At 45.1% G+C, this 23,275-nt stretch carries 26 protein-coding genes; 8 read left to right on the forward strand and 18 right to left on the reverse strand.

Translation table 11 applies throughout. The features are described 5' to 3' along the window. Positions 1-32 precede the first annotated feature (32 nt). The gene (locus tag GC093_RS10145) at positions 33-245 is read left to right on the forward strand and encodes a CDGSH iron-sulfur domain-containing protein (RefSeq protein WP_171651755.1); all 213 of its coding nucleotides are present in this window, start codon (positions 33-35) and stop codon (positions 243-245) included. 101 nt (positions 246-346) lie between these two features. Here the strand turns inward: GC093_RS10145 and GC093_RS10150 are convergent, their stop codons facing one another. Next, the gene (locus tag GC093_RS10150) at positions 347-859 is read right to left on the reverse strand and encodes a GNAT family N-acetyltransferase (protein WP_171651756.1); all 513 of its coding nucleotides are present in this window, start codon (positions 857-859) and stop codon (positions 347-349) included. Between the two features lie 161 nt (positions 860-1,020). Between GC093_RS10150 and GC093_RS10155 the strand changes: the two genes are divergently transcribed. The 3 genes from GC093_RS10155 to GC093_RS10165 all read left to right on the forward strand — a co-directional run bounded on the left by GC093_RS10155 (position 1,021) and on the right by GC093_RS10165 (position 2,656). Next, entirely contained in the window at positions 1,021-1,203 is a 183-nt protein-coding gene (locus GC093_RS10155; RefSeq protein WP_171651757.1) for a hypothetical protein, read from the forward strand. A gap of 115 nt (positions 1,204-1,318) precedes the next feature. After that, complete coding sequence (locus GC093_RS10160) at positions 1,319-1,774, forward strand: MarR family winged helix-turn-helix transcriptional regulator (protein ID WP_216624583.1); 456 nt, start codon at positions 1,319-1,321, stop codon at positions 1,772-1,774. A gap of 69 nt (positions 1,775-1,843) precedes the next feature. Continuing rightward, positions 1,844-2,656 (forward strand): SDR family oxidoreductase, encoded by an 813-nt coding sequence (locus tag GC093_RS10165; protein WP_171651758.1) that lies wholly within the window; start codon positions 1,844-1,846, stop codon positions 2,654-2,656. 42 nt (positions 2,657-2,698) lie between these two features. Here the strand turns inward: GC093_RS10165 and GC093_RS10170 are convergent, their stop codons facing one another. From GC093_RS10170 to GC093_RS10185, 4 genes are all read right to left on the reverse strand, one after another. After that, entirely contained in the window at positions 2,699-3,082 is a 384-nt protein-coding gene (locus GC093_RS10170; protein ID WP_171651759.1) for a VOC family protein, read from the reverse strand. A gap of 57 nt (positions 3,083-3,139) precedes the next feature. After that, positions 3,140-5,362, reverse strand: a complete 2,223-nt coding sequence (locus GC093_RS10175; protein WP_171651760.1) for a heavy metal translocating P-type ATPase — start codon at positions 5,360-5,362, stop codon at positions 3,140-3,142. Between the two features lie 91 nt (positions 5,363-5,453). Beyond that, entirely contained in the window at positions 5,454-5,654 is a 201-nt protein-coding gene (locus GC093_RS10180; RefSeq protein ID WP_171651761.1) for a cation transporter, read from the reverse strand. 26 nt (positions 5,655-5,680) lie between these two features. Further along, positions 5,681-6,016 (reverse strand): metal-sensitive transcriptional regulator, encoded by a 336-nt coding sequence (locus GC093_RS10185; protein WP_171651762.1) that lies wholly within the window; start codon positions 6,014-6,016, stop codon positions 5,681-5,683. Between the two features lie 408 nt (positions 6,017-6,424). On the opposite strand from GC093_RS10185, the gene GC093_RS10190 reads away from it, so the two are divergent. Then, positions 6,425-7,243 carry an SPL family radical SAM protein gene (locus GC093_RS10190; RefSeq protein WP_171651763.1) on the forward strand — a complete coding sequence of 273 codons (819 nt, stop codon included), beginning with the start codon at positions 6,425-6,427 and terminating at the stop codon, positions 7,241-7,243. Here the strand turns inward: GC093_RS10190 and GC093_RS36345 are convergent. Both GC093_RS36345 and GC093_RS10195 read right to left on the reverse strand, forming a co-directional pair. Further along, positions 7,235-7,366: a hypothetical protein gene (locus tag GC093_RS36345; RefSeq protein WP_281365222.1), complete on the reverse strand. Its 132-nt coding sequence runs from the start codon at positions 7,364-7,366 to the stop codon at positions 7,235-7,237. The two genes, GC093_RS10190 and GC093_RS36345, sit on opposite strands and share 9 nt — an antisense overlap. After that, positions 7,356-8,252 (reverse strand): AraC family transcriptional regulator, encoded by an 897-nt coding sequence (locus GC093_RS10195; protein WP_171651764.1) that lies wholly within the window; start codon positions 8,250-8,252, stop codon positions 7,356-7,358. Before GC093_RS10195 ends, GC093_RS36345 begins: the two co-directional genes overlap by 11 nt. A gap of 136 nt (positions 8,253-8,388) precedes the next feature. Between GC093_RS10195 and GC093_RS10200 the strand changes: the two genes are divergently transcribed. Next, a complete protein-coding gene (locus GC093_RS10200) occupies positions 8,389-9,771 on the forward strand; it encodes an alpha-glucosidase/alpha-galactosidase (protein WP_171651765.1) in 1,383 nt (460 codons plus the stop codon). 53 nt (positions 9,772-9,824) lie between these two features. Here the strand turns inward: GC093_RS10200 and GC093_RS10205 are convergent, their stop codons facing one another. Next, positions 9,825-11,228 (reverse strand): NAD-dependent malic enzyme, encoded by a 1,404-nt coding sequence (locus tag GC093_RS10205; RefSeq protein WP_171651766.1) that lies wholly within the window; start codon positions 11,226-11,228, stop codon positions 9,825-9,827. Between the two features lie 119 nt (positions 11,229-11,347). Beyond that, entirely contained in the window at positions 11,348-12,388 is a 1,041-nt protein-coding gene (locus tag GC093_RS10210) for a redoxin domain-containing protein (protein WP_171651767.1), read from the reverse strand. A gap of 257 nt (positions 12,389-12,645) precedes the next feature. Here GC093_RS10210 and GC093_RS10215 point away from each other — a divergent pair, with 257 nt between their 5' ends. Then, positions 12,646-13,413 carry a C40 family peptidase gene (locus GC093_RS10215; RefSeq protein ID WP_171651768.1) on the forward strand — a complete coding sequence of 256 codons (768 nt, stop codon included), beginning with the start codon at positions 12,646-12,648 and terminating at the stop codon, positions 13,411-13,413. A 129-nt stretch (positions 13,414-13,542) separates the two neighbouring features. Then, positions 13,543-14,028 (forward strand): hypothetical protein, encoded by a 486-nt coding sequence (locus tag GC093_RS10220; RefSeq protein ID WP_171651769.1) that lies wholly within the window; start codon positions 13,543-13,545, stop codon positions 14,026-14,028. A 179-nt stretch (positions 14,029-14,207) separates the two neighbouring features. Here the strand turns inward: GC093_RS10220 and GC093_RS10225 are convergent, their stop codons facing one another. From GC093_RS10225 to ctaD, 9 genes are all read right to left on the reverse strand, one after another. Next, complete coding sequence (locus GC093_RS10225; RefSeq protein WP_171651770.1) at positions 14,208-15,728, reverse strand: extracellular solute-binding protein; 1,521 nt, start codon at positions 15,726-15,728, stop codon at positions 14,208-14,210. Between the two features lie 268 nt (positions 15,729-15,996). Next, positions 15,997-16,500 (reverse strand): GNAT family N-acetyltransferase, encoded by a 504-nt coding sequence (locus GC093_RS10230; protein ID WP_246314027.1) that lies wholly within the window; start codon positions 16,498-16,500, stop codon positions 15,997-15,999. Positions 16,501-16,545: 45 nt separating this feature from the next. Next, positions 16,546-17,448 (reverse strand): aldo/keto reductase, encoded by a 903-nt coding sequence (locus GC093_RS10235; protein ID WP_171651771.1) that lies wholly within the window; start codon positions 17,446-17,448, stop codon positions 16,546-16,548. Positions 17,449-17,499: 51 nt separating this feature from the next. After that, positions 17,500-18,687, reverse strand: a complete 1,188-nt coding sequence (locus GC093_RS10240; RefSeq protein WP_171651772.1) for an MFS transporter — start codon at positions 18,685-18,687, stop codon at positions 17,500-17,502. Positions 18,688-18,980: 293 nt separating this feature from the next. Further along, the gene (locus GC093_RS10245) at positions 18,981-19,442 is read right to left on the reverse strand and encodes a DUF420 domain-containing protein (RefSeq protein ID WP_312886501.1); all 462 of its coding nucleotides are present in this window, start codon (positions 19,440-19,442) and stop codon (positions 18,981-18,983) included. Between the two features lie 23 nt (positions 19,443-19,465). Continuing rightward, positions 19,466-20,356: a cytochrome c oxidase assembly protein gene (locus tag GC093_RS10250; protein ID WP_171651774.1), complete on the reverse strand. Its 891-nt coding sequence runs from the start codon at positions 20,354-20,356 to the stop codon at positions 19,466-19,468. Positions 20,357-20,475: 119 nt separating this feature from the next. Continuing rightward, the gene (locus tag GC093_RS10255; protein WP_171651775.1) at positions 20,476-20,790 is read right to left on the reverse strand and encodes a cytochrome C oxidase subunit IV family protein; all 315 of its coding nucleotides are present in this window, start codon (positions 20,788-20,790) and stop codon (positions 20,476-20,478) included. Next, positions 20,791-21,411: a cytochrome c oxidase subunit 3 gene (locus GC093_RS10260; protein ID WP_171651776.1), complete on the reverse strand. Its 621-nt coding sequence runs from the start codon at positions 21,409-21,411 to the stop codon at positions 20,791-20,793. Next, on the reverse strand, positions 21,408-23,258 hold the full coding sequence (ctaD, locus tag GC093_RS10265) for a cytochrome c oxidase subunit I (RefSeq protein WP_171651777.1): 1,851 nt from the start codon (positions 23,256-23,258) through the stop codon (positions 21,408-21,410). Before ctaD ends, GC093_RS10260 begins: the two co-directional genes overlap by 4 nt. Between the last annotated feature and the right edge of the window lie 17 nt (positions 23,259-23,275).

Below are 23,275 nucleotides of genomic sequence, written 5' to 3' on the forward strand. Positions count from 1 at the left end.
GACCATACTCCTTATTAGAGGAGGTGATACTTATGTCAGAAGTTAAAGTTACAACCGATGTAAAAGTAACCGTTGCAGATGATGGTCCTCTCATTGTTAACGGGGGAATTCATCTGCTGGACGGTGAAGGGAATGAACTACCAACCAAAGATACTACATACCTGTGCCGCTGTGGTCTCTCCAGTAATAAGCCGTTCTGTACCGGCGCCCACAAGGGCAAATTCGAAAGCGTAGTCAGAGCTTAGACCATAATACGCTCAAGAAAACAAAGCCTGAAAAGCAGAGCCTCAACAGGTTCTGCTTTTCATTCCATTCTTAGCCCTACCCTGACTGCAAACCCACCTGGTTACACCATAATTTTTTGACATCTCACTTGAACTAGTTCTTTACCTCTTGTAATTAACCTCTCTGCCCCATCGAATACAAAGCCTAAACGTTCGTAGAAGATTATTGCATTCCTATTTTCTTTGAGCACCCATAAGGAAGTGTTGGAATACCCCAATTCTTTTAATCTATCTATGCCCCAGTTGAGAAACATCTTCCCTAATCCATTCCCCCTATGTTCTACTAACAAATAAATGGCTTCTATTTCACCGTATGTGTCGTCTAAATCATCATCTCTGCTTTTTCCGACTATCATACAACCAACAGCCTTGCTATCAACAATTAGAAGCGCTATTTTTTCTGTACCTTCAGTTAATGCTTTTTGATAATAGATCTCCCTTTTGGCAGCTGTAAATTCGTCTAGATAGTCATCAGGAATAATGCCTCTATATGCACTGCGATACGACTCTGAATGAACCAAGGCCAATGCTTTCCAATCCTTATAATGAGCACACCGAATTTCAACTTCACTCATACCATCATTCTCCTTTGAACCAACTGAATACGGAATAGAGGACAACTACCTGAGAAATTAGATATACTATAAAATATATAGTATATACGTCGACGAAAAAATCGACAAAATTTTGAATTACCGCACCCGATAATAGAGATGTTAAGAAAAGAGGCAGAAAGATGAAAATCAAAGTCCAATTGTCAATTGGCGGTCAAATAGTAAAGGAAGAGGACCTCTCGATCTTGGAAACTAAACTTGGGGAGCTCACGGACGAAGAGATCGAGCAAGCCATCGAAATTAATATCCGCAGCTGGGCGGACAAAATGATTAGCATTCAATGGGAAGTAGCTGAGGAAGACTAATCATAATTATATAAAGAAGCTTTTGTATGCTTAAAATATAGGTTTGACAACTCAGCTCACCTATATTATCTTTAAATTAGTTAAGCACTTAACTAAATGGATAGCTGGTGATATTATGAGCGATTTGCAAAAATATGTTCTCAACCCACCCTTACATACACAGGCATTTTTTTCTCTTGTTGATGCAACAGCGAATTTAGTTGGCGTTTCGGAGAAATATTGGCAATCAAAGGGACTAAATGGCGCTAGAATTCGCATCTTAGTAGAAATTGCAAAGGAAGGCGGATCCATTCTCCCCTCTGTACTTGCCCAGAAAATTGGAGTTACGAAACCAAATATTAGTCTTTTGTTAATCCCTTTAGAAAATGAAGGATTAATTCGTCGGGCAACCCACCCGAAGGATGGTAGAAAAACCATAATTTCTATTACAAATGAAGGTCAGAGCCTTCTGCTCAACCACCTACCCGGAAATCGCCAAGGCATTGCCGAGCAAATGAAAGGCTTAGAAGCACAAGAGCTGGATCAGTTGATTGCCTTGTTAACCAAACTAAACAGATCCATTAACAAGTAGCGATCAATTTTTTTAAATATATAGTTAAGCACTTAACTACATCTCGGTAAATAGAAAGGAAGCAATCCTATGTCGATCATCATTACAGGCGCCAACGGTAAATTAGGCACCTTAATCATTAAGCACCTTTTGGAGAAAGTCCCTGCCAACCAAATCATTGCTTGTGTCCGTCACCCAGAGAAAGCATTTGAATATCTCGCGCGAGGTATCGAAGTGCGTTATTGTGATTATGATCAGCCTGAATCCCTTGCTGAAGCCTTTGTCGGAGCCTCCAAGCTGTTACTCATTTCAAGTTCTAACAACAATGATACGATTCGCGTCCGTCAGCACGCTCATGTAATAGAGGCAGCGAAGAAAGCAAAGGTTGAACATATCCTTTTCACTAGTTTTGCTTTTTTGGGGATGGGCAATATATCGCCTTCTCATCTATATTTGGCTACAGAGCATGCCATTCTTACGTCCGGTATTCCTTATACTTTTCTTCGTAACGCTTTATATACCGACTTTGTCGGAGTTCTTGGTTTGAATGAGGCTATAACCAAAGGCGAACTGGTCACGTATCCAGGAAATTGGTTGTTTAATACGGTAACGCGAAATGATCTCGCCTCAGGTATCGCAGCAGTACTTTCCTCACCAGATCATACCAACAAAACATACGAGCTTACCGCGCCGCGTTCATGGAGCTTTGAGGAACTAGCAATGATTCTGTCAGAGCTCGCAGGTAAGCCCGTTTCTTACCGTCAGGATCCACAAGTCCAAAACTGGATCTATGGGTTTCTAAACAAGATTGATACTTCCTCCACCGCCCTGGATTTGGAAATACTAATTGGCGGACCTGTTGCTACGCTGAAGGAAAGTATCCGACCATTTATCACACCTTAAATCATTAGCATTGGTATCATTGCTATATTTAGATTACCGTGATTAGACCTGACCGAGCTGTATGAGGTTACCGCATGTGTCATTAAATACTGCGACGGTCACAGGTCCCATTTTTGTTGGCTCCATAGTAAACACGACCCCCAACTTTTTCATTCTTTCGTATTCAAATTGAATATCCTCAACAGCAAAGGACGCTGCAGCTATTCCTTGCTCAAAAATAGCCTTTTGGAATGTCTTGGAGGCTGGATTGTTGTTCGGCTCAAGAAGTAACTGAATATCGCTAGGCCCTTCAGGAGAGACAACGGTCAACCATTTGAATTCCCCTACCGGCATGTCCATTTTTTTCACAAAGCCCAAAACCTCTGTATAAAATTTAAGGGCTTTGTCTTGATCCTCTACAAATACACTGGTTAGATTAATCTTCATACTAATCCTCCGTCTAGATTAATTTTCATATACTTAAGAAATATCATTTGACAATGTTTAAAGTTTAATCCGCTGAAGTCTTAGGGCATTTACTACCACAGACACGGAGCTAAGAGCCATGGCCGCACCTGCGAGCCAAGGAGCCAGAAAGCCAAGGGCTGCAATAGGAATACCAATCACATTATAAGCAAGAGCCCAAAACAGATTCTGCTTAATATTAGCCATTGTCTTTTTACTCATAAATATAGCATCAGGAATACTATTCAGATCCCCCCGCATTAAGGTTACATCCGCTGCCTCCATGGCTACATCTGTGCCAGTTCCCACGGCCATCCCGATATCTGCAGTTGCCAGTGCAGGAGCATCGTTAATACCATCCCCTACCATGGCCACTCTTTTCCCGATTGCCTGAAGCTTTTTAACCTCATCAGCTTTGCCTTCCGGCAATACCTCGGCGAATACATGGTCAATACCCGCCTGAGCGGCGATCGCTTTGGCTGTTCGCTCATTATCCCCTGTGATCATAATGACTTCAATTCCGAGATTTTTCAGACGCGCCACCGCTTCTTTGGAAGTATCCTTGATCGTATCGGCAACAGCAACCATTCCTGCATATACTCCATCGACCGCGACCAGCATAGATGTTTTGCCGGATTCCTCCAAGCGGTTCATTGTGTCAAAAGCACCCTCTGCATTTACTTCATATTTGGCCATTAACTTTCTTGTACCAACCAGCAGTTCCTTGCCTTCAACTACTGCACGTATACCAAAGCCTGGAATAGCCTCAAACTGTTCCGTTTCCGGAAGGTCGATTCCTCTTTGTTTAATCCCATTAACAATAGCCTCAGCTAATGGATGTTCCGAATTTTTCTCAGCCGCACCAACTAAGCGAAGGAAGCTATTTTCACTTATTCCTCCAGCTGCCATAATGTCTGTAAGCTCAGGCTTTCCGTTGGTGACCGTACCTGTTTTATCTAAAATAATAGCATTTATACGATGGGTAGCCTCCAGATGCTCTCCACCTTTAAACAGAATACCTAGTTCAGCAGCACGCCCCGATCCCGCCATAATGGACGTAGGAGTGGCAAGCCCTAGCGCACAAGGACAAGCAATAACCAGAACCGCAATCGCCTTTTCTAATGCACTTGAAAAGCTGCCGGGCTCCACACCAAAATACCAGACAAGGAAGGTCAATATAGCAATCCCGACCACTATAGGAACAAAAATACCAGAAATGGCATCCGCTACTCTCTGAATCGGGGCTTTCGAGCCTTGAGCTTCCTCTACCACTTTAATGATTTGGGCAAGAGCTGTTTCTTTGCCTACTTTCGTAGCTTCTATTTTAAGCATCCCATTTTTGTTGATGGTAGCTCCAATAACTGGATCACCAGCTCGCTTATCCACCGGGATACTTTCTCCAGTAAGCATCGATTCATCAACCGACGAAGCTCCTTGAATAACTGTACCATCCACCGGGATTTTCTCTCCGGGTTTAACTACAACCACATCTTTTACTCCTACTTCTTCTATGGATACACTGATCTCATTGCCATCGCGAATAACTGTGGCTGTTTTCGCCTGAAGTCCCATAAGTGTTTTAATAGCCTCTGAGGTTCTGCCTTTGGCCAGTATCTCAAACAGCTTTCCAAGTAGAATCAGTGTAATCAGAACGGCACTTGTTTCATAATATAAAGCCACTTCATGATGCCCATGACTGTTAAGTGATTGTAGCGTTTGGTACAAGCTATAGAAGTAAGCTGCGGAGGTTCCCAAGGCAACCAAGACATCCATATTCGCGCTGCCGTTCCGAAGTGCTTTATAAGCACCTACATAGAACTGACTTCCAATTATGAATTGGACAGGGGTAGCTAGAGCTAATTGGAACCACGGGTTCATGAACAAATCAGGCAACCATATAAACGAAGTAAACGAAAAGTGGCTCACCATAGCCCAGAGCAGAGGCAACGATAGGATCGCTGAAGTAATCAGTTTGATTTTATGGTTTCTAAGCTCTTTTTCCTTATGATTGCCGGTCTCTTGTTGTTCCTGTTGCACGGTTCCATATCCCAAGGCCTCGATCTTTTTCTTCATCTGCTCCAGGTTCGCTTTAGTTGGATCGAATGAAACAGAAGCTTGCTCCAAAGCAAAATTGACGTTAGCGCCAGACACGCCTTCCATCTTATTCAATCCTTTTTCAATACGGTTGGCACACGCGGCGCATGTCATTCCGGTAATTTGCAGTGTCGTTTGTTGTTGTTCTAATACTTGCTGCTTCTCCATCGTTCATCCTCCTAATACCTACGGGGGGTATATTTTTCTTAAAAAAATATAGCTAGCACAACGATTCGGTGGAACGCTGTGCTCTTTTATCTTAAACTACATCGTAGCCTTGTTCCTCGATCGTCTCTTTGATAGCCTCTAATGTAAGCTTGCCTTCATCGAATTGAACCTGTACGGTTTTAGTTGAAAGCTCCACTTGTCCCTTAGCTCCAATGTTCTTGAGCGCACTTTCAACAGAATTTACGCAATGTCCGCAGGACATTCCTTCTACATGTAAAGTTACATTTTGCATATTAATTCCTCCATTATTTATATTTATTATTTCATTAATTTGTTAACGGTAATCAGCAGCTCATCAATAACTTCATGCTCCCCAGCCTGGATTCGTTCGATCACACAGCTTTTCATATGACCTTCCAGCAATAGCTTACCCACACCGTTCAATGCTGCTTGAATTGCAGAAATTTGGTTTAATACATCGTCACAGTAGGTGTCCTTCTCAATTAATCCTTTGACACCACGAATCTGACCTTCTATGCGGTTAAGTCGTGTAACTAAGTTCTTTTTTGTTTTGTCGGAATGATGGCTTTGTCTGCCTGAATAGCTGCAATGAGTCTCTGTGAGGCCCGGAGCAGCTTTTTTAAGATTACCCATTCAATCAGCCTCCTATCCTTTGTAAACACATCATACCATACCCCCCATGGGTAATCAAGTCTCATTTTTGTCGTGATTTTCTTATCCATAATTATGATAACGACTGCACAATTGTTCCAACGACGCGGATCTGACAGAGCTGCGGCTCGGCATGAGTTGACATGAATCAACAGACCCCTGTTATAATTAATGAGAGTGGCTACTGAACGGTTCCTTTCTCAGCCTGTTGAAGTGTGTTTCCGCGCTCTCTGCTGACCTCTTACATGATACCAACGGCAATCCCAGCAATGCACAGATCCCACCTACAATTATATACCTGTATCAAAAGTAGTCGTCCCTAGTGAATCAAGTGTATTAAGTAAAATAAGTTTAGCTCACATCCCCGATCTAAAAGGAGAAATAGCCGCCATGCAGCCAATCGTATCCCGCAAAACACCTAAGCAGTTGCTTAACCCTGCCAGCGGTTACTTGACTGGCTATAGCCACACGCTTAACCCTTACACTGGATGCTCGTTTTCCTGCTCCTACTGCTATGTTAGGGAGATGCCAGTAGCTAAATTCCGCCGTGAGGCATGGGGAACTTGGGTCGATGTGAAGGAAGGAGCCTCCGATCTACTGATTAAAGAGCTGGTCAAGGCGAAGAAGAAAGGCCCTGTTACAATCTTCATGTCATCGGCCACCGATCCTTATCAACCGTTGGAATATCGCGAGAGGCTGACACGTTCCCTGCTAGAGACTATGGCTCAGGAGCAGCCAGACTTCCTGCTTGTGCAGACCCGCAGCCCGCTCGTTACACGGGATATGGATCTGCTGCTGCAGCTGAAGGACCGTGTTCGCATCAGCGTCACAGTGGAAACGGACATGGAGTCAGTGCGCAAGGCTTTCACCCCGGCTGCTCCGCCGATTGCGGCAAGGCTGCGTGCGATGGAGATGCTCAGCTCCGCAGGGCTTGACGTACAAGCTGCAGTCTCTCCGCTGCTGCCGTGTTCCGAGCAATTTGCTGCACGCCTGGCGACAGTAGTCAATCGAGTATGCCTCGATGATTTTTTCATGGGCGACGGAAGTCAAGGCAAGCGAACAGCGCGGCTTGGCATACACCGAATTTATGAGGACATCGGCATGACCACGTGGTATGACCGTAATACTTATCTGCATGTGCACGAGCAGATGAAGGAGCATTTCCCGGAAGACCGGATTTTTATTAGCCAAGCGGGATTTTTACCGTAAATTTTTCAAATAAACCTTAGTGCTTAAAGAACCCATTTGCTTCAGCTGCCCAATCCTGATCCCCAGAAATTCCGCTGCGCTTGGCGTCCATATCTGACCGCAGCCTTCCCCTCTACTGCTCAATACGAAGAAAGTAGACCGGGTCCACCTTTTTACCCAATCTATACTCATTCGGTGTCGCTCCGACAAAGCTCCGAAACACTTTAATAAAATAATTCGCATATTCAAAACCCGTTTCCTTAGCGACTGCTTCGACCGTTTTCTCGGTATGTCTTAACAGCCAGGCCGCCTGTTCAACGCGGATTTTACGTAAATATTGATTAGGCTTCAGCCCTGTTTTCTTCAAAAACTGCCGACAAAAATGATACTTCGTCAATCCGGCCGCATCTGCCATATCATCAATGGATAAATCCTGCGCATAATGTGATTTCAACAGTTTAATAGCCGCACGAATCGAAGCCGGCATGTCCTCCGTTGCACGTACGATGTCGCGTCCCTCCGCAAGCTGATGCAGGCTCATCAGAAGCTCATACAATACAGCGGACACAGCGAACTTATCCAACTGAGGATTATGGAAAACATCCGCATACAGTTTACTAACTACCATTAATGGCTCCGGATGATCCCTGAACGAAATGACCGACCCCAGCTTTTTCTGAATTTCTGTAAAATGATTTACAGCATCAGCGCCGTTAACCACCACATAAAGAAACTCCCATTCATCGGAATCCTCCGGCAAGTAATACTCGGTATCACTCGGCACAACAGTAATAAATGCGCTATCCTTCGACAGTGAATACAAGGTTGTTCCGTCACGTAAAACCCCTTTCCCCGATAGCGTATATTGAAATATTACAAAACCTCCCCCGCGCTTCAAACCATTCCATCGGTAGTCCGCTGAGGTAACCCGATCCCACCCTATATTAATGAGGCGAATGGGCAACCCAGCCGGACTCAAATATTTAAACCCAAAGCTGGATCTCTCACAGTCCTCATGAGGTAACAGCAATATAGTCTCATCCTTTCGAAAATATGTTATCATTGTAAGCCCTGTCTTTTTGTTTTATCATGAAACTGTTCAATTGGGAAGTCAATGGATTCATATAAAATATTACAATTATAATGGAGCAGGAGGGCTGTTTCCCATGTTAAAAATCGCAATGATCGGGGCGGGAAGTATTGGCTTCACACGTCGTCTCGTGATGGATATCTTATCTGTTCAGGAATTTCAAGATGCGCAATTTCGTTTCATGGATATTAATGAAGAAAGTCTGAATATGGCGGCTGATCTATGCCGGAATATGATTCAAAAGAATGGCCTATCCGCCACCATACAGGCTACTGTGAATCAGCGAGAAGCTATAGCTGATGCTGATTATGTATTCTGTACCGCCCGCGTTGGCGGCTTGGAAGCATTCCGCCATGACATCGAAATCCCACTTCGCTATGGTGTAGATCAATGCGTAGGCGATACGTTGGGTCCGGGCGGCGTATTCTTCGCGTTGCGTACGATTCCGGTTCTCCTCGATATCGCCCGCGATATGCGGGAGCTCGCACCGAATGCGCTATTGCTCAACTATTCCAATCCTATGGCGATGAATACTTGGGCGGTACGCCGCGCTGGCGGTGTTCGTGTTGTTGGTCTGTGCCATGGTGTTCAGCACAGCCACTCCCTAATCTCGCAAGCGCTCGGCCTTCCTAAGGCTGAGGTTGATTTCACCGCAGCCGGCATTAACCATCAGACCTGGTTTGTGCAGGTTGCCCATCAAGGCAAAAACATGCTTCCCCATATTCTCGAAAGCATGGAGAAGCATCCCGAAATCTCACGTAAGGAGCCTTGCCGGATTGATGTGCTGCGCCGTTTCGGGTATTTTTCAACAGAATCAAACGGTCATCTAAGTGAGTATTTGCCTTGGTACCGCAAACGGAAGGGTGAAACAGATCCATGGATTTATCCGGACACCTGGATTGGCGGAGAAACCGGCGGCTACTTGAAGCATTGCTTAAACCGCGGAGATGAGTACAAGGGAAACTACCCGAAATGGATGAGCGGCGAGCTGGAATTCATTAAGCTGGGCGAGCGCTCCGAGGAGCACGGCTCGTACATTCTAGAGGCGTTGGAAACCGGCCGAGTATATCGCGGACATTTCAACATCGAGAACCAAGGCTTGATCACCAATCTTCCTGATAAATCAACCATTGAAATTCCTTGTTATGTAGACCGTAATGGCATACAGCCGACATTCATCGGCCAGCTGCCACTGGCTTGCGCCGCAACGTGCAAGGTTAGCATTAACGTGCAGGAAATGGCTGTAGAAGCTGCGCTCACCGGCAACCGCGAGCTTGTGAAGCAAGCCGTACTGCACGATCCGTTGACTGCTGCTGTCTGCACAACTGACGAAGTATGGCGGATGTGCGACGAGATGTTCGAGGCGCTCAGCCCTTGGCTGCCACAGTTTAACGGTGAGAAACGTACGTGGAATGATATGCCTCAGGCGAATAACGGTAAGTTGTCGTTCATTCGTTAGTAATTAGTAAAAACCCGCTAAATTCCCAATTCCGGGTTTTTAGCGGGTTTATTTTAACGGAAATCCGGTGGAATTCTCCTTGCTACTCCCGTACGGATTGCGGCTTCGATAACAGCGTGACGAACATTGTTAACGACATGCTCATTAAAGATACTTGGAATGATATACAATTCATTCAACTCAGAATCGCTTACAACAGAGGCAATAGCCCGTGCTACCGCAAGCTTCATTTCCTCATTAATATGGTTGGCTCGGCAATCCAGTGCCCCGCGGAAAATTCCGGGGAAGCAGAGTACATTATTAATCTGGTTCGGGTAATCGCTCCGTCCGGTTGCCAACACTCTTACATACGGTGCGGCAAGATCAGGATCTATCTCAGGCTGCGGATTAGCCAATGCGAATACAATGGGATCCTTCGCCATCGACTTCAAATGCTCAACCTTCAACAAACCAGCTCTGGAAACACCTATAAATACATCCGCACCTGCAATCACCTGATCCAAGCCTCCTGCTACGGCTTCCACTTGCGACTGCTGAGCAAGCCACTGCCACATTGGCTGTTCATAAGACTCACCACGAACGATTGCTCCGTCACGGTCCACTGGAACCAGACGCTTAACTCCCGCAGCTAGCAGCATCTTGCATACAGAGACTCCAGCTGCTCCGACCCCATTTACAACTACACGGATCGATTCGATTGGTTTCCCGACGACCTTCAGCGCATTCAAGATCCCAGCCAGCATGACTACAGCTGTTCCATGCTGATCATCGTGGAACACAGGGATATCGAGCTCCTCTGCCAGCCTCGACTCAATCTCAAAGCAGCGTGGCGAGCTAATATCCTCCAAGTTGATGCCGCCAAATATGGGACTGATCGCCTTGACTGTGCGAATAATTTCTTCTGTATCCGTCGTATCCAAGCAGATAGGAAAAGCATCTACGCCTGCGAGCTGTTTAAACAGCATCGCCTTTCCTTCCATCACCGGCGCAGCAGCCTTAGGTCCAATGTCACCCAATCCAAGTACTGCGGTACCATCTGTAATTACGGCTACCGTATTTCTTTTTATAGTTAACGAATAAGCTTTCTGAGGGTCCTCATGAATAGCGGTGCATACACGCGCCACTCCTGGTGTATAAACTCGTGATAAATCATCGCGGTTTTTGATTGGCATACTCGGCTGCATGGAAATTTTCCCACCCAGATGCGCCAAAAACGTACGGTCAGAGACATTGATTAAGTTTATGCCTTTAAGCTGCTTTATGGCCGTTACTACTTCAGCCTCTAAGGAATCCTGAATATCCACCGTAATATCACGTACAGAGGATTCCTTACCTACACGAATAACGTCTATCGATGATACGTCACCACCTGCTCGGCTTATCACAGATGCAACATCCCCGAAAGTAACTTGATCATGAGCCAGCTCCACACGCAAAATGATACTTGTATTAGCCACAATAATCCCTCCTATAATTAGTTTCGTATAATTTGATGACTATGCCATTTCTTATGCTTTCAATAATAATGCGCTTACAGGCATTCATCATCCGCATTGTTATTTGAGAAACCAGTAGGTTATCGTACTGCCCTTTTCAGCGAATCTTCGTTCATAGGACCTTGTACTTTTTTTCGAATGATTCCTTGCTCGTCCACCAGATAGGTGGCAGGATAAGCCAAAACTTTATAAGTTTTCCCTACATCACCTACCGCATCCAGCACAATTGGAAACGTTAGGCCCCCATGATTAACGAAGGCGTTAATTACAAACCTACTTGCTTCCGTCTGCGTCGCGTTAACTGATAAAATAACAACATTCTGATCCTTATATTCACTGTAAAACCGCTGCATATGCGGCATCTCTACCCTGCAGGGAGGACACCAGGTTGCCCAAAAGTTAACTAGCACCTTTTTGCCGCGATAATCCGACAGCTTGATCTGACCACCTCCTAAAGCTTCTAGTTCAAAGTCAGGAGCCCTCTCACCTACACGGGTTCCAGTTGCAATTCCTGTTCCCTCATGTGCCAAATCGCCACTTAACAACGCTTTTTCCCAAGTATTCGTGGCCAACACACTTATTAGTGCATGTCCCAGCACAAAAGCAAGGAACAGCTGCTGCATTTTTTTGCGTCCTTCCGGAATTCTCCCCTTCCATCCTATAGCCGCCACCACGGCTCCTACCACCAGGAGCAGACCATTTGTGGCAACATTTCCCTCTTCAAATATCAGTTTAAAAACCCGATAAACCATATACCCCCAAAAAAGGGAGACGAGCCACGAATCTATATATTGGCCCCACATAGGCGATTTGTGGTCCCTCAACCATACATAACCACCTGCAGTTGCTGCTCCAATCCACGCCCCTTGTTCTCCGCCGCTGAAATACAGCAGGGATAACGGGCTTTCTATCACACTTTGTGGATCCGATAACAGCAAACTGAGCTTCCAGGTAAGCAGCCAGATTAGTAATGCTTCAAATGCACGGTCGTAGCTTTTATTATCTGAATCAAGCTTGTGGCGTAAACGCAGCTTCATAACTGCGAAGCCCGCCAATATCGCAATCGCTATGAGCAACACACTTTTTTGCAAAACTAGTGGTCCAAGCACCCATGCGTCCAATTGTTGTCTCCTTCCAAGATTTTTCCAGAGTTTTAATCGTAAGCACTTACGTAACCTGCTGTGGAAAAGCTTGCATCTCTTGGTTTCATTTTGGCTTGAGGACAGCGACATGTCAAATTAACGTTTTTAATAACCATACTATGTATTTTTTATGGACCCTTACCTGCAAGCCTTTGCTTAACGTCCTTTGGACTGAGAGCAATTACATATAAAAGGTTTGAACACACATCTTAGAACAACAGGAGGAACTACCATTTATGAAGAAATTTCTTGCTACATTACTGATTGCCTCAACCGTCACTACAGGCGCAAGTCTTATTGCCCCTACCCAAGCACATGCCGCCCCGGAAGCAACTATTGTAAGCAGTGTTAACTTCAGAAGTGCTCCTAACACCAGCGCATCGTCCCTACGTTTTCTGAAAGCCGGAGAAAAAATCCAGATTATTTCTAAAGTAAATGACTATTGGTACTATGTCCAAACTACCCAAGGCCAGCTAGGTTATATTTCTACTAGCAGCAAATATGTAAAATACGCAGGCGCAGGTTCATCAACCGGCAGCAGCGGTGGCAGCAGCAGTTCATCCAGCAGCACCGTCAATAAAATCATCAGTGCTGGCAAAAAATATATGGGAACTCCATACGAATATGCTTCTGATCGCTCCAATACCCGTACCTTCGACTGCTCAGACTTTGTCCGTCAAGCCTTCAAGGATGGAGCAGGTATTACTTTACCAAGCGACTCCAGAGGACAAGGCAGCTATGTCAAAAGCCTTGGCCATTCCACAACGAATTGGCGCAACCTTAAGGCGGGCGATCTCATGTTCTTCATGGATTACAAAGGGACAAGCAAGTCCTCCTATCCTAGCAACACCTCCAATCAACGCATCACTCACGTAGGTATCTATCTTGGAAACGGACAGATCCTGCATACCTATTCCAAGGATTCCGGTGGTGTAAGAATAGATAACATCGCAGGTAAACATTGGGAATACCGCTTTATGTACGGCGGTAGTGCTTTGAAATAACAATCCGAGGAACCCGAGTCCACTGGTGGAACAACGCCAGGGATTCGGGTTTTTATTTGTCAGCTGGGTCGTAGGTATTGCATGTGTTATAATCAGTATAAATAATCATCCACACCATCGGAGGCTACCATGCTGACTTTCCAAGAAAAGCTGTCTATTATCGAATCATTTACCGAACTGCAGCGCCATAATGTCTCATTAGGACGCGTTAATTTTCATTATGAAAATAGCTGCTATGATAAAAAGAATGTAGTGTATCACCTGCACCCTAACGGTAATGGCTTTGTTTATGCAGGGTATCTTAAAGGCTATCAGAAGGATGATAAGGATATGGTTAATATCTGGGAGTACTCAGCCGAGGATCTCCAGAAGCTAATTCAAGCATCCATCGACTCGCTTACCGGAGAGCCTGCTGCAGAAAAGGTGAATATCCCTAAGCCTAGCCCTGAGAAACAAACATCCCAGCGTTGGATGAGCAGCGATAACCAAATCCTAACCCTAATTCTTGAAGAAGATCTTTGGAATCTATATTTTGGCCTTAATCTGGAATCCGCTTTTGAAACCTACGAGGAAGCCGAGGAATATTTACAGGAAGAGGGCTTTACTCGTATGTAGTAGTACGTACGGGTTGCCTTCTAAAGCTCTTTCAATGAAGATTTATTTTGTAATAGCGATAGCTTTTCCTGCACGGCAAAAAAGACGAACCTTAGCCCATATGGACAGTTCGTCTTCTTTGTGTGATGGGAATTTTGCTCACAGAACCACCTTAGTAGAATGCTCAATGAATAGATCGATTATTTCTTCTTGGTTTTCTCGTATGTTTCTTTATATTCTTGAGCCATCATATCGCCGCCAGCTTTTCTCCACTTTTCGATTTCAGCTTTCCAGCCAGCTTCATCCAACTTGCCCATGATGAATTTGGTTTCAGCATCGTTTATCAGCTGCTCCAGCTCTTTACCCCGTTCGGAGAAGGTTGCGGATTCAAGCGTAAGCGTCGGATTGGTTATAACATATTTCTCATTTTCTCTACCGATTTGTTGGTTTTTACGGAACAGATCCGTTTGCTTCATAGGCTTGGCAATGTTGTAATATTCATTGCGTTGAGGCAATGTATCACGGTACGGCTTGACTTCCTTGGTATCTCCTTCCCGATTTAACGGTAAAGTGCTGTCTCCTCCTTTGTCCTCCCAATGCTTACCTTCAATACCTTTTACCAAAAGCGTCGCCATTTTGGGATCCATCAGCTTGTCCATAAATGTCAGTACCTTTTTCATTTCTTCTACCGACTTCACAGACCCCTTGGGAATCGCCAAGAAGCCATTGTTCCCACTTTCCCCTGGCACTCTTCGGCCGTTCGGTCCCTCCAATGGAGCATTGTCAACAACGGCGTTAGGAACGGCTTTGGAGAGCTTATCCTGCCAGCTCTGGGCATTGCCTCCGGAGATTCGGATCGCGGCGCGTCCGGATTCATAGGCCTTATCGATTTCGGTGATATCGACCACAGCAAAATCTTGGTTGATCAGCTTTTCTTCATATAGCCGTTTGAAGAATTTCATCGTTTCGAAGAAGGGCTCCGTCATGAATTCAGGAGTAAACGTTCCATTCTCCAGCTTCCACTTGTTGGGCCCCCCCTGTGCCACTGAGAACCGGGTTAGCGTCGAGTCTGCGTTCTGATTATACTTTTTCTCCATCATGAATCCGTATGTGTCGTTCTTGCCGTTCTTATCCGGATCGCCTGTGGTCATTGTTTTGATCACATTGTACCAATCATCCAGCGACTTCGGTACCTTGGAGCCTGTGGTATCAAACCAATCCTTCCGGTAATGGATGACGGACCGGCCTAGATCACGAAACAAAGGAACTCCATAAAGCTTTCCATTAACCGAAATATTATCGTAGAAGACCTGATTTTGTGCCGACAAGTTTTTATAATCTTTCAAATAAGGACCGATTTCCCAGAAAACATCCGATTTCATTGCGCCAATGATCGTCGGATTGTATTTAAGCTGTACCAGCCTAGGAAGCTCGTTGGCAGCGATCATAATATTGATCTTTTCATCATAGCTTGAACCTGGGATCCATTGGATCTGCAAGTCTGTATTCGTATATTCCTTAATCGCCTTCTCCATATCATTGTCTTTCGCTGGAATCTCGCCTACTTGATTAACGACCAGCGTTAACGGAAATGGCTTGTCATCTTCTTTAGAAGCTCCTTGAGTGCCTCCGTCAGCAGGTTTGCCCCCACCGCACGCCGCTAGTACCGTTGACAGCAGCAAGACAGTTCCCATCGTTAGAGCCGTTTGTTTCTTTTTCATTTGCTAAACCCCTCCTATTTTTGATTATTTTCCAGTTCACTTTTGCAGATGCGATACAACCATATAAGTGAACGAAAGCAGATCATGTAGTTTATTATATATGTTAGCGCTTCCAGTACTTTAATGTTGCTCCGTCTGCCTAATTATGTTTCACTGGGTTATATCATGCAATCCACTGGATTTAACTTCATGCAGATTGCACTATAATCTGATCGTTTAGGGGGGTAGCTCTTATATAACTTCTTGATATGCTTCATTTACTCATGCTTTAAATTAACCGTTTGGCATAGCAATGCCGAGGATGACCCTCATACATCGGACGTGTGAATTGAACTGTGAAGCCTGCGGCTTCAAGATTTCGCCTACTCACATGATTGTCTGGATGGACGGTTGAGAAGAGATGCAGGCAGCCATAAGCCCGTGCGCGATCTTCCCGCAGCTCATGGAACTGCCGCTGCAGCCCCTGGCCTCGCGCAGATTCGTGGACTACTGTCGCATCAAGAATCGCAACACGCAGCAGTTCCGACTCCGGTACACCGAACTCACGCCCCAAATTGCTCGATCCGACACCTGGAAATGCAAGAACCGTATAAGCAACAAGTCCTCCCCTTAGGTAAGCGCCATAAATCTCACCTAGGTCTTGAACACGAGTATTCAGAGAGTCTACACTGTCCATTGAGAAAAGCGCGAAGGATGGGAGCCGCGATACTACATCAACCATCAGCTTATGAACCTCCGGGACTTCCTCATGCCAAATTCGGCGAATTTCCAAACCTATAACCTCCCAGCAGTGAACTTACTCGGTCTATCAGAATCTTTAGCCTTGCCCCACCCAGTCTTTTCCTGTCTCAACTTCATTCCAGCGCGCCCTTATAGCTTGCATCTCCTGATCCGATAAGGCTCCCTTGTTAGCAAGTACAGCATTCTGCACCCAACGGTCTGGATTGGCTGTCCCTACAATGGCAGTGCATACTCCCGGTTGACTAAGCGTAAACCGCAGTGCCGTCTCTACCGCCTTTGACGTATCACCCTTCAAGAAATCATACCCCAACTGGCGCAGCCGCTCCCAATAGGTATGATGGTAGGCTGATGCCGGCTTCTCGGCACCAGAACGCCACGCTACGTTAGCAATTGGACGTTTGGCAATAACGCCTACATGTCTAACCACTGCTTCTGGCAGTGTCAGCTGTACCGCTTGCTGATCCGCAATATTGATAGAGGTTTGCAATGAATCAAATGCCCCGCATTGGATCGCATACAAAGCTGCATTGCCATCTCCACTGTATCCGATATAACGAGTCTTCCCAGCCTCCTGTGCTCGTTTCAGTACCTCAATAACCTCTCCATCCCGCAGAAGCTGTTCCTTACAGCTATGCAAATGGATTAGATCCACATAATCGGTTTTCAATCGCTTTAGGCTGCGATCTATGCTGTCAGCAAGCATCTTGGGATCCCAGTCTGGAGCATTGAACCCCGATGCATGACCACATTTCGTAAACAAATAATAGTCGCTTCTTCGATGTCCTACCGCTTGACCTATTAATTCTTCACTCGTTTTATAGCACTCGGCTGTATCGATTACATTAAGGCCCGCATCCAACGCGCTTCCAAGAAGTCTCTCCACTTCTGATAAAGATGCGTTCTCGTAGCCAATCTCAGATCCACCAAAGCCCAGAACGCTAACCAGCAAATCCGTTTTACCCAATCTTCTCTTTTCCATTCCTGCCAGCTCCTTTGTCATAGTGTTTTACTTGTGTTTCAGCTACCAAGCTTATCCTTTTGCCATATTCTCAGCAGGTTTGATTTGAATCAAACGGTAGGCCAGCCATGCAGATACGCAACCCAATAATCCAACAATGACAAAGCCCTGCTGAAGTGTCAGCAAATCGCCTGCAATACCCATAAACAGCGGACCCATAAACATCCCTAGCCCATAGATAGCCTGGTAAAAACCCATGGCCGTTGCGCGCTTACCAGAATCCATATGTTTAATGCTGAGCGACATAAGGATCGGCGTTGATAAGCCCCTCCCGAATCCGGCTATGGCTTGTGTCAATATTAACACCCCCAAATGAGAGGTCATAGGGATAATTGCTGTAAAAATTCCACTTAGAATGAATCCCCCAATAATTACATTCTTCTCACCAAGCTTGGCGGACAGATGCCTTCCCCCCACCCATGCAGCTACTGCGGTCGGAAAGGTTGAAAAAAAGGTGAGCAGTCCCATATCCAGCTTGGTCGCACCCAATGCCTGTGCATATACTGGCGTAAAACCAAACACAGTCGCAAAGGTCAACAGCTGAAACAAAATGGCTAAGAATGAAACAACAAGCAGCATCCGGTCTCGAGCTACCTCGACTACGCCGTTCATCGTAATTTTTTGGGCGTTATTATCAAACTTCTCTACCAGGAAGAAAGATCCCGCAAAACCAATCGTCCCTACAACAGCTCCTATCAGAAAGGATGACTCCCACCCATACATATCAGCAAACCATCCACCGGTCAGTATACCGAGCATTTGTCCTAGAGAGTTGTAAACCGTAATCGTCCCAATTGCTTTCGTTGTTTCTTCCTTGCGATAATAGCTTGTAAAAAGAATCGTAAAATCAACCCAAGTAGCTGCGGCGGCCCCTGCCAAAGCACGGAGAATAAGTATCCAGGTCACACTCTGTGAAACCAGTATCCCAGCCCCTGCCAATGTCGTGAACAGCATACCAAACACAATAAACATTCTCCGTTTGTGAAAACGGTCTGACATAATACCCACAGGAATACGCAGCAGCATCTGGCTAAACCCATACATGCCGACAATTAATCCAGCCATTTTATGGGATGCACCTAATGATTCAACATATGCGGTTAGAATGGGCACACAGGTGTACATAGAAAACCAAAATAATAGCGTTACTACGCAAAACAAAGGAATGCGGTACTGTGTTGAAGCCGCTTTTGATGTCATAAAATCTCCTTCCAGCTGGCAGATATTCATAAAACGTTTTTCCATTCATGTATGAAATCGTTTACTATACTATTTCGAATGATACAGCTTTCATAAAGATATTGTAAGGGCTGAAGTTAACAACAGTAAGTATCTTTTCTGTGGTAAGTTACATTCGAGTAAGTATACCTTATCAAACCATCCTGAGCTCCAAATAATTCACAGGGTATATAAAAAAGCCACATCCATTGCTGTCCCTCACTTTAACAGGACCTGCAACAAATGTGACTCAAGTAAGCTATAGGATCAAAACTCTATATTCCCAATATGGCATTTATCATCGGTTTCGTTTCGCCGCCTGGATACATCAGATACAGGAGCACGTATACAACAACACCCGTTGGAGCTGTAAGAAGCCAGACAACCGCCGTTATACGGCCTATCTTCTTATGCTTAGCGAAACGCTTGTTGAAGGCGTGCAGCAGAGTAACGATACCGAATACAGCAGCTATAGTCGCCAGAGTGATGTGGAAGAATAGAAATAGGTGGTACGGCAGCTTCAATTCTTCCGGCCCTCCGAAGCTTGTATTTCCGACAAAGATCGTCCGTGATGCGTAGACCAGAAAGAAGGCTAAGGCAAATCCTGCCCCCCATAGCATCAGCTTTTGATGCGTTTCACGGTGTCCTTTTACAATATGATACCAACCAAAGGCTACAAAAATAGCACTTATAACAATAAATAGGGTGCTAACCGTAGGCAATATTTGCATTCGAATTCCCACCTAATTAAATAAATAATTTAAGCCTGGTTCATGTTGGGATGCGGCTGAACATATCCTTCAAGCGCCAATTCTTCCTCTTCCTCCTGCTTGCGTTCCTTACGGTACCAACGGAAGAAGGTATAGCCTAATGCAATGGCGTAAACAATCTCTTGAATAATTTTCATTACAACTCCGCCTAGCTGCTGATCATTCAATACGGACATAAATAAGAACTGCTCAGATATTCCTTTGTAGGAAGCATAGATCGGTTCTTCCGCAAAAATAATCAGTGCGCATGCAGGTGTCAAGAGAATTCCATTGACAAAGATATAAGCCATTCTTCGAAGTTCATTCATCCGGTTGTACTCGGGCAGTGGACAGAATACAGGAAACCACATTTGAAATGCAGCAAGCATGAAGATTATGCTATACAACGTATGCATCAGAGGGTTCGCCATTAAATAATCCATGATAACCGGAATATGATACAGGGAGAAAATCAGGTTAAACAGGAATAACGAAATCACTGGAGACGCGAACCCTTTCATGAGTAAATGAATCGCTTTTATACGAAGCGCCGGTCTGAGTAGCCATCCTGGTAAGCCCAATAGGAGCAGCGGCGGCATTACCAAATACGATATGGATTGCTGCAGCATATGTGCGCTAAAGCTGTAATGATGCCCGTAATAATACAGCGGACTTCCCTCAGCTACGTAAAACAACAGCAAACCTATATAAAAATAGAGCTGCTTACCTATCCCAACAGGTGATGACTCTTCAAATTGCTGCCTCCAACGACCAACCGCCATAGCATATAACCAACCCACAATGATAACAACGAGGATCCAACCGGGACTCCATAAGGCAGCAAATTCTGAAAAAGCGCCACTTCCTGTGTGTCCCATATGCCCCATTTGACTTGCATCCATGTCAACCTCTCCTTCCTTGTAGCAATCTTCCCTCTACTTGTTACTAATTTGTGAAAAATAGTGCAAAGTTTTGTAAAAAAAAGAGGGGCTTCATTGCTACAAGCCACCTCTTATTTTTTTTACCACCAAACCCAGTATACAGCCATTACTACGCCTGTTAAAGCAATGAAAAATCCGAACAATAATCCAACGATTGGAAGAAGATGTCCCTTATCTTTCATATGCATCCAAAAGGCTAATTGGAAGACAGCTTGCACTAAACCCAAGCCTACCAGAAATATGATCAGAAACGAATGGTCCAAGCCTCCGTACAAGACTGCAGCGAAAGCCAGCATAGTTAAAACAATCGAAACAATGTAGGACACGTAGTGATTTCTAGGGCCTTCTAACTTATGCCGCTTTCCAGCGTCTGATGTATGCTGATGGCTGCTCATTTATGGTCCCACCTTCCCTAACAAGTACACTACAGTGAAGATAAACACCCAAACTACGTCGATAAAGTGCCAATACAGACCGGCAACATAATACTTCGGCGCCGTTACGACTGTAAGACCCTTTTTAAAGGAAGAAATGATCAACAGTGAAATCCACAATATCCCGAACGCTACGTGCGCACCATGGAAGCCTACAAGTGTATAGAACGAAGTAGCAAATGCACTCTTCGAGAATACGTGGCCTTCATGCACATAGTGAACAAATTCGTAAATTTCTAAGCCCAAGAAGCCTAAGCCAAGCAACACGGTAATGATCATCCAGAAATTCAGCATTTTCAAATTACCGCGGTGCAATGCCATAGTTCCAAACACACTGGTCAAAGAGCTTGTTAACAATATGAATGTCGATAAAGCTACAATACTTAATTGGAAAATTTCTTGGCCAGTCGGTCCATCCGGTACTTGATTGCGCAATGCGATGAAAGAAGCAAACAGCATACCGAACAATACGCATTCTCCGCCAAGGAAGAGCCAGAAGCCCATTACTTTATTCTTGCCTTCCAAAGTTGCGGTTTCCGCATGAGGTGGCAGAGCACCACCTACTTCATGATGTACACTCATGCTTTAACCCCCTTATCTTCCAGCTCTTCAGGTTCAATATGGAATCCTTTGTCATCATAAACGGACCTCAGGAACATACTTCCCAGCATGATAACAGCCCCAACAGCAACTACTACATAATTATGGTACATAAATCCAAAGCCTAGAATAAAGAATCCAATTGAGAACGTTAGTGGCAGTATAGATGGTGAAGGCATATGAATCGATCCGATCGGCTCCGCCGGTGTCATCTCTTTGTTGCCTGCCATTTTCTCTTTCCAGAAAGCATCCAATCCGCGTACAAGCGGAGTTTGTTTGAAATTGTACTCCGGTGGCGGTGATGGAATTGACCATTCCAAGGAACGTCCATCCCACGGATCCGCAGGAGCATTAATTGGTGAACGAAGCGATGCGAATGCATTGATCAAGAATACGATCGTTCCGATTCCCATCAGGAAAGCACCTACAGTACTAATCATGTTACCTTCTTCCAAGCCAACGCCCGGCTGGTATGTAAATACGCGGCGCGGCATTCCCATCAAGCCCAAGAAATGCTGCGGGAAGAACGTCAGGTGAAAGCCGATGAAGAACGTCCAGAAATGTAGTTTTCCTAATTTCTCGTTAAGCATACGTCCGAACATTTTTGGCCACCAGTAATATAAACCAGCGAACAAGCCCAATACAAGACCACCAACGATAACATAGTGGAAATGCGCTACTACGAAATAAGTATCGTGGTATTGGTAGTCAGCTGGAGGAACTGCAAGCATAACCCCTGTTGTACCACCCATAACGAACGTCGGGATAAAAGCTGTTGCAAAAATATTAGCTGTCGAGAACGTGATTTGTCCTCCCCACAACGTAAATAGCCAGTTGAAGATCTTAACCCCCGTAGGAACCGCGATCGCCATTGTTGCAATAGCGAAGATAGCATTACCTATAGGACCAATCCCTGTTGTAAACATGTGATGGACCCAAACCATAAAGCCCAAAAATCCGATCAACGCTGAAGCAAATACCATGGAGCTGTATCCGAACAGACGCTTTCTGGAGAAAGTACTTACGATATCTGAAATAATACCAAATGCCGGAAGAATCAGAATGTATACTTCTGGGTGACCGAAGATCCAGAATATATGCTCCCAAAGCACTGGACTACCGCCTCGACTGACTTCGAAGAAGGCCCCGTCGAACAAACGGTCAAACATCAACTGAACCAAGCCTACTGTAATCGCAGGGAAAGCAAACAGGATCAGTGCAGAAGTAATGAACGCCGTCCAAGTAAACAACGGCATTCTCATGTAGGTCATACCCGGCGCACGCATGTTGATGATCGTTACAAGGAAGTTAATACCCCCGATCAGCGTACCTAACCCAGCTATCTGGAGACCTACAACATAGAAGTCAACCCCATGATACGCTGACGTTGTGTCAACGATGCTTGATAGTGGCGCATAAGCTGTCCAACCAGCAGCAGGTGCGCCACCTAGGAACCAGCTTACGTTCAACATAATACCACCAAAGACGAACAGCCATAAACCAAGTGCATTCACGAAAGGGAACGCAACGTCGCGTGCACCGATCTGTAGAGGCACAATTGCATTCATAAATGCAAAGATTATAGGCATGGCGGCAAAGAAAATCATTGTTGTACCATGCATAGTAGTTAACGCGTTGAATGTATCGCCGATAAAGATTTTATTATCAGGAAACATCAATTGAATCCGGATCAAGACAGCTTCGAGACCGCCGAGCAAGAAAAAGAATCCGCCAAAAATCAAGTAAAGAATACCGATTTTCTTATGGTCAACGGTAGTGAGCCAATCCATCAATCCGGTGTACTGCTTTCTAGTGTGAGAGTGAGCCAACGTATTTACCTCCTTTT

It is taken from the genome of Paenibacillus foliorum, assembly GCF_013141765.1.
In the GTDB taxonomy this organism is placed as follows: domain Bacteria; phylum Bacillota; class Bacilli; order Paenibacillales; family NBRC-103111; genus Paenibacillus_S; species Paenibacillus_S foliorum.